The 13,855-nt window shown below is 67.5% G+C and carries 16 protein-coding genes and 1 pseudogene; 8 read left to right on the forward strand and 9 right to left on the reverse strand.

Translation table 11 applies throughout. From position 1 onward, the window contains the following. Positions 1-28 precede the first annotated feature (28 nt). Positions 29-424, forward strand: coding sequence for a cupin domain-containing protein (locus HDA45_RS08360; RefSeq protein WP_184893422.1), 396 nt, complete (start codon positions 29-31; stop codon positions 422-424). Here HDA45_RS08360 and HDA45_RS08365 read toward each other — a convergent pair. After that, positions 421-1,382 (reverse strand): annotated as a pseudogene (locus HDA45_RS08365) (GlxA family transcriptional regulator). The gene HDA45_RS08360 and the pseudogene HDA45_RS08365 sit on opposite strands and share 4 nt — an antisense overlap. 82 nt (positions 1,383-1,464) lie before the next feature. On the opposite strand from HDA45_RS08365, the gene HDA45_RS08370 reads away from it, so the two are divergent. Continuing rightward, complete coding sequence (locus tag HDA45_RS08370) at positions 1,465-2,385, forward strand: DMT family transporter (protein WP_184893424.1); 921 nt, start codon at positions 1,465-1,467, stop codon at positions 2,383-2,385. A gap of 306 nt (positions 2,386-2,691) precedes the next feature. Here the strand turns inward: HDA45_RS08370 and HDA45_RS08375 are convergent, their stop codons facing one another. Together HDA45_RS08375 and ctaC are read right to left on the reverse strand one after the other, a co-directional pair. Then, on the reverse strand, positions 2,692-3,111 hold the full coding sequence (locus HDA45_RS08375; RefSeq protein WP_005164186.1) for a cytochrome c oxidase subunit 4: 420 nt from the start codon (positions 3,109-3,111) through the stop codon (positions 2,692-2,694). A 40-nt stretch (positions 3,112-3,151) separates the two neighbouring features. Then, positions 3,152-4,081, reverse strand: coding sequence for an aa3-type cytochrome oxidase subunit II (gene ctaC, locus HDA45_RS08380; protein ID WP_184893426.1), 930 nt, complete (start codon positions 4,079-4,081; stop codon positions 3,152-3,154). A gap of 239 nt (positions 4,082-4,320) precedes the next feature. On the opposite strand from ctaC, the gene asnB reads away from it, so the two are divergent. Together asnB and HDA45_RS08390 are read left to right on the forward strand one after the other, a co-directional pair. After that, on the forward strand, positions 4,321-6,255 hold the full coding sequence (asnB, locus tag HDA45_RS08385; protein WP_184893428.1) for an asparagine synthase (glutamine-hydrolyzing): 1,935 nt from the start codon (positions 4,321-4,323) through the stop codon (positions 6,253-6,255). Between the two features lie 56 nt (positions 6,256-6,311). Then, positions 6,312-6,965, forward strand: coding sequence for an alpha/beta fold hydrolase (locus HDA45_RS08390; protein ID WP_184893430.1), 654 nt, complete (start codon positions 6,312-6,314; stop codon positions 6,963-6,965). Between the two features lie 58 nt (positions 6,966-7,023). Here the strand turns inward: HDA45_RS08390 and HDA45_RS08395 are convergent, their stop codons facing one another. Further along, a complete protein-coding gene (locus tag HDA45_RS08395) occupies positions 7,024-8,013 on the reverse strand; it encodes a PfkB family carbohydrate kinase (RefSeq protein ID WP_184893432.1) in 990 nt (329 codons plus the stop codon). 141 nt (positions 8,014-8,154) lie between these two features. Here HDA45_RS08395 and HDA45_RS08400 point away from each other — a divergent pair, with 141 nt between their 5' ends. Next, positions 8,155-8,343, forward strand: a complete 189-nt coding sequence (locus HDA45_RS08400) for a hypothetical protein (RefSeq protein WP_101609500.1) — start codon at positions 8,155-8,157, stop codon at positions 8,341-8,343. A gap of 71 nt (positions 8,344-8,414) precedes the next feature. Here the strand turns inward: HDA45_RS08400 and HDA45_RS08405 are convergent, their stop codons facing one another. Next, a complete protein-coding gene (locus HDA45_RS08405; RefSeq protein WP_005164197.1) occupies positions 8,415-8,792 on the reverse strand; it encodes a HesB/IscA family protein in 378 nt (125 codons plus the stop codon). Positions 8,793-8,935: 143 nt separating this feature from the next. On the opposite strand from HDA45_RS08405, the gene HDA45_RS08410 reads away from it, so the two are divergent. Next, on the forward strand, positions 8,936-9,592 hold the full coding sequence (locus HDA45_RS08410; RefSeq protein WP_184893434.1) for a DUF3043 domain-containing protein: 657 nt from the start codon (positions 8,936-8,938) through the stop codon (positions 9,590-9,592). 70 nt (positions 9,593-9,662) lie between these two features. Next, positions 9,663-10,652, forward strand: coding sequence for an aldo/keto reductase family protein (locus tag HDA45_RS08415; protein ID WP_184893436.1), 990 nt, complete (start codon positions 9,663-9,665; stop codon positions 10,650-10,652). Positions 10,653-10,704: 52 nt separating this feature from the next. Here the strand turns inward: HDA45_RS08415 and HDA45_RS08420 are convergent, their stop codons facing one another. Genes HDA45_RS08420 through HDA45_RS08430 form a run of 3 tightly spaced genes read right to left on the reverse strand, consistent with a single transcriptional unit; the run spans position 10,705 to position 12,522 of the window. Beyond that, on the reverse strand, positions 10,705-10,932 hold the full coding sequence (locus HDA45_RS08420) for a hypothetical protein (protein ID WP_039795309.1): 228 nt from the start codon (positions 10,930-10,932) through the stop codon (positions 10,705-10,707). After that, complete coding sequence (locus HDA45_RS08425) at positions 10,925-11,776, reverse strand: phosphoribosylaminoimidazolesuccinocarboxamide synthase (protein ID WP_184893438.1); 852 nt, start codon at positions 11,774-11,776, stop codon at positions 10,925-10,927. Before HDA45_RS08425 ends, HDA45_RS08420 begins: the two co-directional genes overlap by 8 nt. After that, a complete protein-coding gene (locus HDA45_RS08430; protein ID WP_184893440.1) occupies positions 11,773-12,522 on the reverse strand; it encodes a GntR family transcriptional regulator in 750 nt (249 codons plus the stop codon). Before HDA45_RS08430 ends, HDA45_RS08425 begins: the two co-directional genes overlap by 4 nt. 170 nt (positions 12,523-12,692) lie before the next feature. Here HDA45_RS08430 and HDA45_RS08435 point away from each other — a divergent pair, with 170 nt between their 5' ends. Continuing rightward, positions 12,693-13,100 carry a hypothetical protein gene (locus HDA45_RS08435; RefSeq protein ID WP_184893442.1) on the forward strand — a complete coding sequence of 136 codons (408 nt, stop codon included), beginning with the start codon at positions 12,693-12,695 and terminating at the stop codon, positions 13,098-13,100. On the opposite strand, the gene HDA45_RS08440 is transcribed toward HDA45_RS08435, so the two are convergent. Beyond that, a complete protein-coding gene (locus tag HDA45_RS08440; protein WP_184905436.1) occupies positions 13,097-13,765 on the reverse strand; it encodes a 2-C-methyl-D-erythritol 4-phosphate cytidylyltransferase in 669 nt (222 codons plus the stop codon). The two genes, HDA45_RS08435 and HDA45_RS08440, sit on opposite strands and share 4 nt — an antisense overlap. Positions 13,766-13,855: the final 90 nt, after the last annotated feature.

The following is a 13,855-nucleotide window of genomic DNA, read 5'->3' on the forward strand; positions in this document are numbered from 1 at the left end:
CGAGCGGTCCAGCGGCCAGGATCGGATCATGAGCAAGCAGCCGATCGATCTGGGGACCGCACTGGCCGGATTCGACGAGATCTGGAGCCCGCGGATCGTCGCCCACGTCAACGATTACGACGTCCGCCTCGCCAAGGTCGCGGGCGAGCACGTCTGGCACGTCCACGAGAACACCGACGAGTTCTTCCTCGTCCTCGACGGCACCTTGGACATCGCGTTGCGCGAAGAGGCGGGCGAACGGGTCGTCACGCTGCCGCGCGGCTCGGTGTTCGTCGTGCCGCGCGGGACCTTCCACAAACCGTCCTCAGTGGACGGTGCATCTCTGTTGCTGTTCGAGCCGACCGGAACGCTTTCCGTCGGCGACCGGCACGACGAGGTCCCCGACCATGTCACCGTCACGGTCGGACAGGAAATCTCCTTCTAGCCCGCGGAAAACGTCCTGCGATAGGCGCTCGGGCTGGTGCCGCGGAGTTTGCCGAACTGATGCCGCAGCGCCGCGGCGGAGGCGTACCCACAGGCGACCGCGATGTCCTCAATGGACAGACGGCCTTCCTCGAGCAGCGACTGCGCGCGATCGAGACGGCGTTCGGTGAGCCATCGGTGCGGGGTCGTCCCGGTGGCCGCCGAGAACCGGCGCAGGAACGTGCGCTCCCCCAAACCGCTGCGGCGCGCGAGTTCCGCGACGGTGAACGGCCGGTCCAGTCGCCGCTCGATCCATTCGAGCGCTTCGGCGAGCACGGTGTCGTCCGGTGCGGCGGTCTCGGGCACCGGCGCCTGGACGAACTGGGCCTGCCCGCCGACCCGATGCGGCGCCGCGACCATCCGCCTGGCCAGCGCGGTGGCCAGGCGACACCGCGCAGTTCGCGCACCAGATGCAGGCACAGATCGACGGCGGCGACGGTCCCCGCGCTGGTGAGGACACCGCCGTCGTCGACGTACAACGCCTTCGGATCGACCTTCGCCGTCGGGAAACGCGACCGGAACTCCTGCTCGTAGACCCAGTGCACGGTGCAGTTGCGTCCGTCGAGGAGCCCCGCGTAGCCGAGCGAGAAGACGCCCGCGCAGAACCCCGCGACCCAGGCACCGCGGGTCGCCGCGTCCCGCAGGACCTCGAGGACCGGCTCCGGCGGGCTGGCGCTGCGCGGCGCGCAGGTCGGGACGATCAGCAGATCGGCGGACGCGGCGAAGTCCAGGCTCTCCAGGCCGTCGAGCCCGAAGCCGGACCAGCTCCGGACGTTCCCACCACCGGGTGAGCAGACCGCGAAGTCCCAGCCCTCGATGCCGTCGGCGCTGCGATCGGTGCCGAAGACCTCGCACGCGACGCCGAGTTCGAAGGGCGAGACCTGGTCGGCGAGCACCACCGCGACCTTCTTCACATCCATCCGGGAAGTGTGTCACAAGTTTTGCGGTCGATGTCATCTCTGACACTGGTTGAGCGCGGGCGCGAGGGCGAAAGTGGTGCCCATGAACAAGAACAACCCCGTCCTCCAGTGGACGGCAGCGATGGCCCTCTCCGGCACGATCGGCGCCGTCGTCCTCGAAAGCGGCGCCGACGCGCCCGCCGTGGCGTTCGCGAGGAGCCTCGTCGGCGGACTGCTGCTCCTGGTGTGGAGCGCCGCCCGAGGCTGGCTCCGCCCGTGGACACTCACCCGCCGCGACCTGCTGCTCGCCGTCCTCGGCGGGCTGTTCCTGGTCGGGAACTGGGTGCTGCTGTTCGCTTCGTACGCGCTGTCGTCGATCTCGGTCAGTACCGTCATCTACCACACGCAACCGCTGATGCTGGTCGGTCTCGCGGCGGCGTTCCTCGGCGAGAGAATGGCGAAGAGCCAGCTGGTCCGGGCGCTGATCGCGTTCGGGGGCGTGACGCTCATCTCACTGTCCGCGCACGGCGCCGACGGCAAGCCCGTACGCCTGGAAGGCATCGCGCTCGCCCTCGGCGCGGCCGCGCTCTACGCCGGCGCCTCCTTCATCGCGAAGCAGCTCAAGCACCTGCGCCCGCACGTCCTGGCGGCCGTCCAGCTGGTGACCGGCACGATCGTGCTCGCGCCCGCGCTGCTGATCACGCCGCTGCCCACGGACACCTCGGGGCTGCTGTGGCTGGTCCTGCTGGGAACGGTGCACACCGCGCTGATGTACGTCCTGATGTACGCGAGCATCGGCAAGCTGCCGACCACGACGGTGGCGCTGCTGTCCTACATCTATCCCGTGGTCGCCGTGGTGGTGGACGTCCTCGCCTACGGGCACCGGCCGACGTGGCCGGAGGGCTTGGGGATGCTGGCCGTCCTGGCGGCCGCACTGGCGCCGAAGCGCACCGCCAAGCCTTCGGTACCCGAGGAGCGAGAAGCAGGGCAGGAGGCGGTGGCCGGTCGGTCAAGCGGGTCGTGAGTGGCGATTCGCGTCAGGGCCGAAGGTGCCTTCGGCCAGGCGGTTCGCGTGATCAGACGGACGACACACGTGACTGAGTGGACGACACACGTGACTGGACGGACGACACGGCGGACTCGGTCGTCGCCGAATGGCGTCCGTCTGGTCACGTGAGTCGTCCGTCTGATCACAGGTGTCGTCCACCCAGGCACGCGAAAGTACCGGCTGGACCCACCCGGCCCACCCCTCCCGCGTTCAGTCCTCTGAATGCGAAAAGCGGCGCCCCGGTCCGAAGACCGGGGCGCCGCTTCGCGAAGCAGTAAAGACTCAGTCGTGATTCGGACCGGTGTGGTACTCGAACACCAGCCCGCCGATGGCGACGATCACCAGGCCCAGCGCGATGATCAGCAGCCAGACGTGGAAGAACGCGAGCGCGACACCGGTCAGCGCGGCGGCCGCCGCGAGACCGATCGGCCAGTAGCTGCCCGGGCTGAAGAAGCCCAGCTCACCGGCGCCGTCGCTGATCTCCGCGTCTTCCCGGTCTTCCGGCCGCGGCTCGATGCGCCGCGCCACGAACTGCAGGTAGCTCCCGGCCAGGAAGGCCAGGCCACCGGTGAGGATCAGGGCCACCACACCGACCGGCTCGACGCCGTCCCGGGTCATCGTTCCGGTCATGTACGCGTAGATACCCGCCACGACGACGGAGAAGACCGCGACGAGGAAGAAAATCCGTCCTTCGACCTTCATGGACGTTGCCTCACTCCTGTTTCGGGCTCGAACAGCCGGGTCAGTTGGACGCGACCCGCGCGGTGCGGTCGGTGTTGAACGGGGTGGTGGTGACGGCGTAGGGCGAGCACAGTTCGCCACAGTTCATCGCCGTCAGCGCCTCGGAGGCCGTGTTCGGCTTGCCGCTCTTCGGGTTCACCGTGCCGCGCAGCTGGATGTACTGCGCGTACTTGTCCGCCGACAGGGCCCTGACCTCGAAGTTCATCCCCGAGTGGTAGGTGCCGCACAGTTCGGCGCAGCGGCCGACGAACGAACCTTCCTTGTCGATCGAGTTCTGGAAGGTGAAGTCCTGGTTGTTCTTCTCCGGATCCGGCATGACGTCCCGCTTGAAGTGGAACTCCGGCACCCAGAACGAGTGGATGACGTCCGCCGACCGCAGGTTGTACTGGATCGTCTTCTTCGTCGGCAGGACGAGCAGCGGGATCTCGGTCGAGCTGCCGACCGTGGTGATCTCGGGGTCTTCGTGGTTCTTGGAGTCGCTCTTGTACTTGAACTCCCAGTTCCACTGGAACGCGACGATGTCGACCGTGACGTCCGGGTTCTCCGTCTCGGCGAGCACGCGGTTCTCGGTGGTCGCGGTGAAGAAGAACAGCACGCAGACCATGATCGTCGGGACGACGACCGTGAAGATCTCCAGCGGGATGTTGTACTGGAACTGCCGGGGCAGTTCCTCTTCCGCGCCGTCGGCGGTCTTCTTCTTGCGGTGGAAGATCGCGGTCCAGAAGATCAGCGCCCAGACGATGACACCGACGATCAGGGCGGCGACGACCGTCCACGTCCACAGGGTGCGCATGTCGTGCGCCTGCGGGGTCACCCCGACCGGCCAGCCGAAGCGGAGGATCTCGTCCCCGGAACAGCCTGTCGCCGTCAGCAGCACCAGCGCGGCGAGCGCGGCGACGCGGACAGGCCGTGTGGCCTTGATTCGAGGCACGCTTTCCCGCCGAGAATCCGTTAGCTCGCGCTCTGGATTTCCCACTGCGCCTTGCCCTTTCACCCAGAGCCTCCTCGACCGATCTTTGTGACAGGGCGGAGCCTAGCCGAGTTACGGCGTCGTGCTGACCAAGGGGTGACCCCAACACGCGTATCCCCCACCACATCCGGGTGTACGCACGCCCGGGCATACTGGGCCCTTCTCCCCCGCTCGGCCAACAAGAGGTGTGTGAACTAGACGTGTGCGGCCTGCTTGGACTGATCTGTTCGACCGAAGCCGACGCTGCGAGCGCCCGTGACGCCGTCGACGCGGCCATGCGCTGCCAGCGGCACCGTGGCCCCGACGAGCACGACACCTGGGCCGACGCCGAGGTCGTCTACGGCTTCAACCGGCTGGCCTTCATCGACGTCGACCACGCCCATCAGCCGCTTATCTGGGGCCCACCGGAGGCCCCCGAGCGCTACACGCTGAACTTCAACGGCGAGATCTACAACTACAAAGAGCTGCGCGACGAACTGGCCGCCGAGCACGGCGCGAAATTCGCCACGGAGGGTGACGGCGAGGCGATCGCCGCGGCGTACCACTACCTCGGCGACGACGCGGTCAAGAAGCTGCGCGGCATGTTCGCCTTCATGATCTGGGACTCCCAGGAGAAGGTCGTCTTCGGCGCGCGCGACCCGTTCGGCATCAAGCCGCTGTACTACGCCGCCGGACCCGGCAAGGTCGCCTTCTCGAGTGAGAAGAAGAGCCTGCTGGAGCTTTCGAGCGTGCTCGGTGTCGAGGACGAGCTGGATCGGACGGCGTTGCAGCACTACCTGGTGCTGCAGTACGTGCCGGAGCCCGAGTCGATGCACACCGGGATCCGCCGTGTGGAGTCCGGCACGTCGTTCCGGGTGGTCCCCGGCGGTGAGGTGGAGTTCACCCGCTACTTCCACCCGCAGTTCAGCGCGAAGCCGGTCAACGGCCAGGCCGAGGCCGACGCGCTGTACGAGCGCATCGCCGACGTGATGCGCGACTCGGTCGGCAAGCACATGATCTCCGACCCGGACGTCACGGTCGGCGCGTTCCTCTCCGGCGGGATCGACTCCACCGCGACGGCGACGCTGGCCAAGGAGCACAACCCGAACCTGATCGCGTTCACCACCGGATTCGAACGCGAGGGCTACTCCGAGGTCGACGTGGCCGCCGAGACGGCCGCCGCGATCGGGGTGAAGCACGTGGTCCGCACGGTGTCGCCGGACGAGATGATGGAGGCGCTGCCGCTCATCGTCTGGTACCTCGACGACCCGGTGGCCGACCCGGCGCTCGTCCCGCTGTGGTTCATCGCCCGCGAAGCCCGTAAGCACGTCAAGGCCGTGCTGTCCGGTGAAGGCGCCGACGAACTCTTCGGCGGCTACACCATCTACAACGAGCCGATCTCCTTGGCGCCGTTCGAAAAGATCCCCGGCGGGATGCGGAAGATCATCGGCAAGGTCTCCACGAAGATCCCCGAGGGCACCCGCGGCAAGGACCTGCTGCGGCGCGGGGCGCTGCCGCTGGAGGACCGCTACTACGGCAACGCCCGCAACTTCCGCGACGACCAGCTCCGCAAGGTGCTGCGCACGTACGAGGAAGGCGTCGGCTTCAAGGACGTCACCGCGCCTTGGTACAAGATCTCCGAGGGCTGGGACCCGGTCGCGCGGATGCAGCACGTGGACTTCTACACCTGGCTGCGCGGCGACATCCTGGTCAAGGCCGACAAGGTCACCATGGCGAACTCTCTGGAACTGCGCGTGCCGTTCCTGGACGCCGAGGTGTTCAAGGTCGCCGCGAGCATCCCCCTCGACCAGAAGCTCGCGCACGGCACCACGAAGTACGCGCTGCGCCAGGGGCTGGCGAAGATCATCCCGGCGCACGTGCTGAACCGGCGCAAGCTCGGCTTCCCGGTGCCGATCCGGCTGTGGCTGCGCAACGAGATGTACGACTGGGCCAAGGGCATCATCTCGGACTCGCAGACCGACGCGCTGCTCGACAAGAAGGCCGTCCTGGCGCTGCTCGACGAGCACAAGGCCGGTCAGCTCGACCGGAGCCGTCAGCTGTGGGCGCTGCTGGTGTTCATGCTGTGGCACGGGATCTTCATCGAGAACCGCATCAAGCCCGAGGTGCCGGAACCTGTCTACCCGGTGAAGCTCTAGTCACGACACCCCATGCCGGCCTTCACCTCGTCCGTGGTGGAGGCCAGCATGGGGAGATGGACTTCGTCCTCGTGCACGGCACGACGCAGAGCCCCGCGAGCTGGGACAGGGTGGCCAAGCTGCTCTCCGCCGCCGGGCACCGCGCGATCGCGGTCGACCTGCTGACCCCGGAGGATCTGCCCGCCGAGGGCTACGCGCAGCACGCGCGCGACCAGTACGACGGCGAGCGTCCGGTCGTCGTGGCCCATTCCGGGGCGGGCGTGCTGCTCCCCTCGATCGCCGAAGCGCTCGACGCGCGGGCGATGGTGTGGGTCGCCGCCTACATCCCCGACTTCGCGGGCGGGAAGACCCTGCGGGACGAAGTCCAGGCCTTGTTCGAGCCGGAGTGGATCGGGGTGGATCCGACCGCGGATCCCGCGAAGGCGTCGGAATTCCTCTTCCACGACTGCGATCCCGAGACCGAACACCTGGCCTTGGACACCTTGCGGCTGTTCGCCCCCGCCGTTCTCGCCACCCATCCCGCCGGGCCCGCGCCGGAGATCCCGTCGACGGTGATCGTCCCCACACGCGACCGCACGCTGAAACCGGAGTGGATGCGCCAGGCAGCCCGGGACCGGCTGGGCGTCACCGCGCTCGAGATCGACGCGGGGCACTGCCCCCACATGTCGCGCCCCGCCGAACTCTCCGGACTTCTGACCGGACGCGCGTGAAGGCCCCCTTCCCTCGGTTGAGCCGAGGGAAGGGGGCCTTCACGCGCTTTGAATCAGCTCACTCCGGCAGGATCGCCGCGATCTCCTCGGCGGACTCCGGGCCGAAGGCCTCCTTGAGGCGGCCCAGGACGTCGTCGCGGTCGAAGTCCCACTCCTGCGTGCCCACGGTCTCCAGCACCAGCACGGCGATCAGCGAGCCCAGCTGCGCCGAACGCTCCAGGCCGAGGCCGCCGTCGATACCGGCGATGAACCCGGCGCGGAAACCGTCGCCGACACCGGTCGGGTCGACCTTGCCGCGCTCCGGGACGGCACCGATCTGCAGCGCGAGGCCGTCCTTGCCGACGATCTCGACGCCCTTCTCCCCGAGCGTGGTGATCCGCATGCCGACCCGGTCGAGGACGTCGGCCTCGGTCCAGCCGGTCTTCTGGAGCAGCAGTTCCCATTCGTAGTCGTTGCTGAACAGGTACTTCGCGCCATCGACGAAGGCACGCACCTGCGCGCCGTCCATCCTGGCGAGCTGCTGCGAGGGGTCGACGGCGAAGGTGTAACCACGCTGACGGCACTCCTCGGCGTGCCGGACCATGCCTTCGGGGTCGTCCGGGCTGATCAGCACGAGCGACAGCTCACCGGCGTGCGCGGCGACCGGCTCCAGTTCGATGTTGCGGGATTCGGCCATCGCGCCGGCGTAGAAGGTGGCGATCTGGCAGAGGTCCTCGTCGGTGGTGCAGACGAAGCGGGCGGTGTGCGCGACCTCGGACACCAGCACGCCGGCCGTGTCGACGCCGTGCCGTTCGAGCCACGAGCGGTAGTCGGCGAAGTCGGAGCCCACCGCGCCGACCAGGATCGGGCGCTTGCCCAGCACACCGAGGCCGAAGGCGATGTTCGCGCCGATGCCGCCCCGTCGGACGACGAGGTCGTCGGCCAGGAAGCTCAGGGACACGCGGTGCAGTTGTTCGGCGACGAGCTGCTCGGCGAACCTGCCCGGGAAGTGCATGAGGTGGTCGGTTGCGATACTGCCGGATACTGCGATCCTGGCGCTGTCTGCCACCGGTTCTCCTTGATCGGTCGGCCCCGCCGAAACGAGGACGGCTAAGTTACCCGCAGGTCATGCCCCATACGGGTTGCTTCAGGCACGGCCATGAACACTACCGGTTGGTAGTGGTGTCCTACCGGAACGTCAGTCATTAACTTGTCGTTCGTGACCACTTCCGCGTATCACCTCGAACCGGAATCGATCGGCGAACTCATCGCCGACTGTGCCGGCATCCCGTCTTCTCTCCAGGCCGAGAACCTGCCACTGCCCCGGCAGATCGCTCCGCCTTGGACCGTGGACGAGCGGTGTCTCGCCCAGGTCGCAGATCTGGACGCCTACGTCTGACACCGCTCGGACATGAAGAAGGGCCGCGACCTGGGTGAGGTTCGCGGCCCTTCTTCATGCTCGACGCGGCGTCAGTGGAAGCTGTCACCACAGGCGCAGCTGCCGGTCGCGTTGGGGTTGTCGATCGTGAAGCCCTGCTTCTCGATCGAGTCGACGAAGTCGATCACGGCGCTCGACACGTACGGCGCGCTCATCCGGTCGACGGCCACGCGGAGCCCGTCGAAGTCACGGAACAGGTCACCGTCGAGCGTGCGCTCGTCGAAGAACAGCTGGTAGCGCAGGCCCGCGCACCCACCGGGCTGGACGGCGATGCGCAGGTGCATGTCGTCGCGGCCCTCCTGCTCGAGCAGGGCCTTCGCCTTGACGGCGGCGGCGTCGGTCAACGTGACGCCGTGGGTCTCCTCGGCGGTTTCGGCCTGAGCTGCGGCTGCCTGCTCAGCGGTCGTCATGGTTCTCCCTCTGGTCGAACTCGCTGCGGGTACTCGTCTTGCACATGGTCCAACACGTCGGAGTCCCGATCTGTTCCCCTCCATGGTGACATATCGCTCGGCCTGGTGCGTGACACCGTGACGCCTGCAACTACCCTGGTGAGGTGAGGTTCCTGCGCCGTAGCACCACAGACTCCGCCACGACCGACACCGACACCCTGGACAACGAGGGTGTCGAGGTCCAGGCCAAGGCGTACACGCCCGGAAAGGGCAAGGCCACGCCCAAGCGGCGTGAAGCCGAGGCCAAGCGCCGTGGCCCGGTGGCGCCCCCGCCGACCAACATGCGGGAGGCGATGAAGCGCAACAAGGAACTCCGCAAGTCCGCGAAGGCCGACCCGGAGTACAAGGCGAAGCAGCGCAACGCGGCCAAGGAACGCCGCGAGAAGATGATGGCGGGCGACGACAAGTACCTGCTCCCGCGCGACCGCGGCCCGGTCAAGGCCTACGTGCGCGACCTGGTCGACTCGCGGCGCAACCTGCTCGGTCTCTTCATGCCGCTCGCGATCCTGGTGTTCGTCGCCCTGCTGGTGCCGTACCCGGACGTGCAGCGCTACGCGACGCTGCTGTGCACCGTGATGCTGCTCGGCATGATCGTCGAGGGCGTCCTCAGCGGCCGCAGGATCTCCAAGATGGTCCGGTTGAAGTTCCCGAGCGAGACGATCAAGGGAACGTCGATCGGCTGGTACTCCTTCATCCGCGCGAGCCAGATCCGCAAGCTGCGCGTCCCCAAGCCGCGGGTCAAACCCGGCGACACGGTCTGAGCACCGGTCGGCGGAGCAGGCGAAACCCGGGTCGTTAGCATGGCTAACGACCTGGGGTAGAGTCCTGCCCATGGAGTTTCGACGCCTAGGCCGCAGCGGCCTCAATGTCAGTGAGATCTCGTACGGCAACTGGCTCACCCACGGGTCCCAGGTGGAAGAGGACCAGGCCCAGGCCTGCATCAAGGCGGCGCTCGACGTCGGCATCACCACGTTCGACACCGCCGACGTCTACGCCAACACGGCCGCCGAATCGGTGCTCGGCCGCGGCCTGAAGGGCCTGCGCCGCGAAAGCCTGGAGATCTTCACCAAGGTCTACTGGCCGACCGGCCCCAAGGGGCCCAACGACCAGGGTCTCGGCCGCAAGCACATCATCGAGTCGGCGAACGCTTCGCTCAAGCGGCTCGGCACCGACTACGTGGACCTCTACCAGGCGCACCGGTTCGACCGGACCGTCCCGCTCGAAGAGACGTTCCTCGCCTTCGCCGACCTCGTCCGCCAGGGCAAGGTGCTCTACATCGGTGTCTCGGAGTGGACCGCCGAGCAGATCACCCGGGGCGCGGCGATCGCCCGCGAGCTGAAGGTGCCGTTCGTCTCGAACCAGCCGCAGTACAACGCGCTGTGGCGGGTCATCGAGGCGCAGGTCGTCCCGGCGTCCGAACGCGAAGGGCTCAGCCAGATCGTCTGGTCGCCGATCGCGCAGGGTGTGCTCACCGGTAAGTACAAGCCCGGTCAGCCGCTGCCCGAGGGCTCCCGCGCGACGGACGAGAAGGGTGGCGCCAACATGGTCGCCCGCTTCCTCAACGACGACGTCCTCGAGCGCGTCCAGCGGCTTCAGCCGATCGCGGACAAGGCGGGCCTGACGATGGCCCAGCTGTCCGTGGCGTGGGTGCTGCAGAACCCGAACGTCGCCTCGGCGATCATCGGCGCCTCGCGGCCGGAGCAGGTGCACGAGAACGTGAAGGCGGCCGGCGTGAAGCTGGACGCGGATCTGCTCGCCGCGATCGACGAGGCGCTCGACGGCGTCACCGAGACCGACCCGACGCTGACCCGCTCGCCCTGATTCCCTCGCGGGTGGTCGGCTGAGCTTTCCCTCACTCGGCCGACCACCCGCGTCAGTCGCCGTGCACGCGGGACTGGTAAGCGATCTGACCGTCGAGGTCGAGGGCGTCGCCAGGGGCGCGCAAGGGATCGATTCCCAAGCCCCGCAACAACCTGCTCGCACCGGCGACGCGATCACCCGTACGGCCGTCGAGGCGCTCCGGCCGGTGGCCCCGCTGGATCAGCAGGCCCTCGACGTCGTCGATCAGCCGGTACGGGTCGTAGACCTGCTGTTCAGGCATGGCCACCCCCGGGAACCCAGGTCTGCCCGGTAATCCTCTCGTAGACCTCGGTGTAGCGCTTGCGGGTCGCCTCGACGATCTCGTCGGGGATCTCCGGACCGGGCGGCGTCTTGTCCCAGCCGGTGGTGGTGGACCAGTCGCGGACGAACTGCTTGTCGAACGCGTGCTGCGTCCGGCCCGGCTCGTAGTCGTCGGCGGGCCAGAAACGCGACGAGTCGGACGTGAGGACCTCGTCCCCGAGCGTCAGCACACCGTCGGCGTCGAAACCGAATTCGATCTTGGTGTCGGCGATGATGATGCCGTTCTTCGCCGCGTGCTCCGCGCCCTTGGTATAGACCTCGAGCGTCAGATCGCGGATGCGATCCGCTGTCTCCTTGCCGATGTCGTTCACGACGTCGGCGAAGGTCATGAACTCGTCGTGGCCGGTGTCGGAGATCTTCGTGGTGGGCGTGAAGATCGGCTCGGGGAGCTTGTCCGCTTCGATGAGACCGGCGGGCAGTTCGACACCCGAAACCTTGCCGTCACGCCGGTACTCGCGCATGCCGAGACCGGTGAGGTAACCCCGCGCGATGCATTCGACCTGGATCATCTTCAGCGGTTTGCACCGCATGGCACGGCCCGCGAATTCGGCGGGCACGTCCGTCGTGGAGACGACGTGGTTCGGCACCACGTCGGCCATCTTTTCGAACCACCAGGCGGAAAGCTGGTTCAGCAGCGCGCCCTTGTCCGGAATCGGGGTCGGCAGCGAGACGTCGTAGACCGAAACGCGATCCGACGCGACGAGCAGAATGTCGCCGTCGATTTCGTATAGGTCCCGCACTTTACCCGCGTGAATGTGCTTCATGCCCCGTCCTCGATGTTGTATTCGTAGAAAACCCAATGGTCCGGCAGGGCCGCCGATTCGCCGTACTCGAGTACGTCGCCCTCCGAAGAGAGAAATCTGTTGCGGCTCAACAAGATCGCCGAACCTTCGGCCACGCCGAGCTCCTTCGCCTCCTCGGCACCCGCCAGCCCCGCGGCGTGCTGAGAATGAGTCGACTTCAGAACCCGGCCTGTCCGGTCCGCGACGTATTTCACCGTGCCTTCGACGATCCGCACCGGTTCGAACAGCAACGGCGCCTTCGCCGCGACAGCGCCGTCGAACCACGAGACCGACGTGGACACCGGTTGTTCCTGGCCCGCGTACGTGGTCCTCCGCCGCCGGATCGCGGGAGCGCCCTCTTCGATGCCGAGCGCGCCCGCCACCCGTTCCGGCGCCGGGACGAGCCCGGCTTGACGGATTTTCGCGTAGTGGCCCGGTGGATAGACCTTGCCGGTTCGCGCGATCGAGATCGTCCGATCGTGCGCGGAGCGGTGCAGCGATCTGGTCTGCACCACTGTCCCGATCCCGCGTACCGCGCGGACCAGACCTTCCGCCCGGAGCGTCGAGAGCACCTTCATCGCGGTCGCCATCGCGACGTTCCAGTTTCTGGCGATCTCACGCGCGGACGGAACCGCGTCACCTTCCTTGAGCCTGCCCGAAACGATGTCGTCGCGGATGTTTCCCGCGATCTGGAGGTACGGCGGTTCGGGTCTGTCGACGGCTGGCAAGGTGACTCCTCACAAGGTCGCGCGGTGCGCACAAGCGTTCTAGCACACCAAGGGGCGAGCACCAAGGATCCTGCTCACACCCCATTATTACGTACTAGTACACATTCTGGACGGTGCTCTAGTACACCTGTTACTCTCCGCAGAGTTCCCGAAACCCGTTGGGGGGCTCGATGAACCATCTGAGCATCGACGAACTGCTCGAAGAGCTTCGAAGACGCCGGTGGGTCGTCTACATCTTCGGCCCCCGGGAGGAACCGGAGGTCTGCGCCGCGGTGTTCCAGTGGGACACCTGTGCCGACGTCCTCATCCTCCGCGGCGAGGAACGGGCCACCGCCTTCCGGGTCACCACCCTCCCCGACACGGACGTCTTCCGGCCGGCGCTCGTCTCTTGGCAATACCACTCGACGGCCGACTGGACCCTGCGCGCGGTGCTCACCATCCCGGCGCCCGGTGACGTCTCCGCGCCGATCCAATTGCTGCAACCACATCCGGACTGCGTGATCCCGATGGAAGCGCGCCAGCCGGTCACCATCCTGCCCGCCAATGGGACTCCCGAGCCCGATCAGGGAGCTCCCTAACCGCGGCCGATCACCTGCTCGGCGACAACGAGGTCGTGCGGGTAGGTGATCTTGAGGTTCTCCGCGCTGCCCGGAACCCACCGCACCGGCAGCGCGGAGAACCTTTCCATGCACGAAGACGTGTCCGTGCCGACGAAACCTTCGCGCTCCGCGGTTTCGTACGCTTCGAGCAACGGAGCGGCGCGGAAACCCTGCGGCGTCTGCACTCGGATCGCGCCGGGCAGCGCGCCGGAAACGGTGTCGCCGTCCACGCGCACGATGTCGTCGGCCGCGACACCGGGCACCGCTCCCCCGTATCGCCGCGTGTCGGCGAGGACGTCCGCGATCAGTTCCGGGGTGACGAGCGGACGGGCGCCGTCGTGCAGGAGCACCGCGTCGATCTCGCCGCTGTCGATGCGGGAAGCCAAGTGGCGCAACGCGTTCAGCTCCGAACCCTGCCGTGTCGCACCACCGTGCACGAGTTCGACTTCACCCGGATGCGAGGCGAGTACCTCTTGCGCGAGTTCGGTGTCCTGCGGCCGGATGACCAGCACGAGCACGTCGATCCCGGGCACGCGGGCGAAGGCGCCGAGCGACCACGCGACCACGCGCCTGCCCGCCACCGGCAGGTAGACCTTGTTGAGCTTGGCGCCGATCCGGGTACCCGCTCCGCTCGCGAGCACCACCCCGGCGGCCTTCGTCTGAGCCACAGGCAACTCTGGCACAGGCGGGTCGGTAGGTTGGGTCCGGCCACCGAAGCGATCCGAAGGGGCAGG

Origin of the sequence: Amycolatopsis umgeniensis, from assembly GCF_014205155.1 — a bacterium.
Taxonomy (GTDB): domain Bacteria; phylum Actinomycetota; class Actinomycetes; order Mycobacteriales; family Pseudonocardiaceae; genus Amycolatopsis; species Amycolatopsis umgeniensis.

Coding starts and splice junctions, on each gene's coding strand:
- HDA45_RS08425 (WP_184893438.1), bottom strand. CDS start 11,776: ATGAAGCACATTCACGCGGGTAAAGTGCGGGACCTATACGAAATCGAC.
- HDA45_RS08360 (WP_184893422.1), top strand. CDS start 29: ATGAGCAAGCAGCCGATCGATCTGGGGACCGCACTGGCCGGATTCGAC.
- HDA45_RS08415 (WP_184893436.1), top strand. CDS start 9,663: ATGGAGTTTCGACGCCTAGGCCGCAGCGGCCTCAATGTCAGTGAGATC.
- HDA45_RS08370 (WP_184893424.1), top strand. CDS start 1,465: ATGAACAAGAACAACCCCGTCCTCCAGTGGACGGCAGCGATGGCCCTC.
- HDA45_RS08435 (WP_184893442.1), top strand. CDS start 12,693: ATGAACCATCTGAGCATCGACGAACTGCTCGAAGAGCTTCGAAGACGC.
- HDA45_RS08375 (WP_005164186.1), bottom strand. CDS start 3,111: ATGAAGGTCGAAGGACGGATTTTCTTCCTCGTCGCGGTCTTCTCCGTC.
- HDA45_RS08390 (WP_184893430.1), top strand. CDS start 6,312: ATGGACTTCGTCCTCGTGCACGGCACGACGCAGAGCCCCGCGAGCTGG.
- HDA45_RS08420 (WP_039795309.1), bottom strand. CDS start 10,932: ATGCCTGAACAGCAGGTCTACGACCCGTACCGGCTGATCGACGACGTC.
- HDA45_RS08405 (WP_005164197.1), bottom strand. CDS start 8,792: ATGACGACCGCTGAGCAGGCAGCCGCAGCTCAGGCCGAAACCGCCGAG.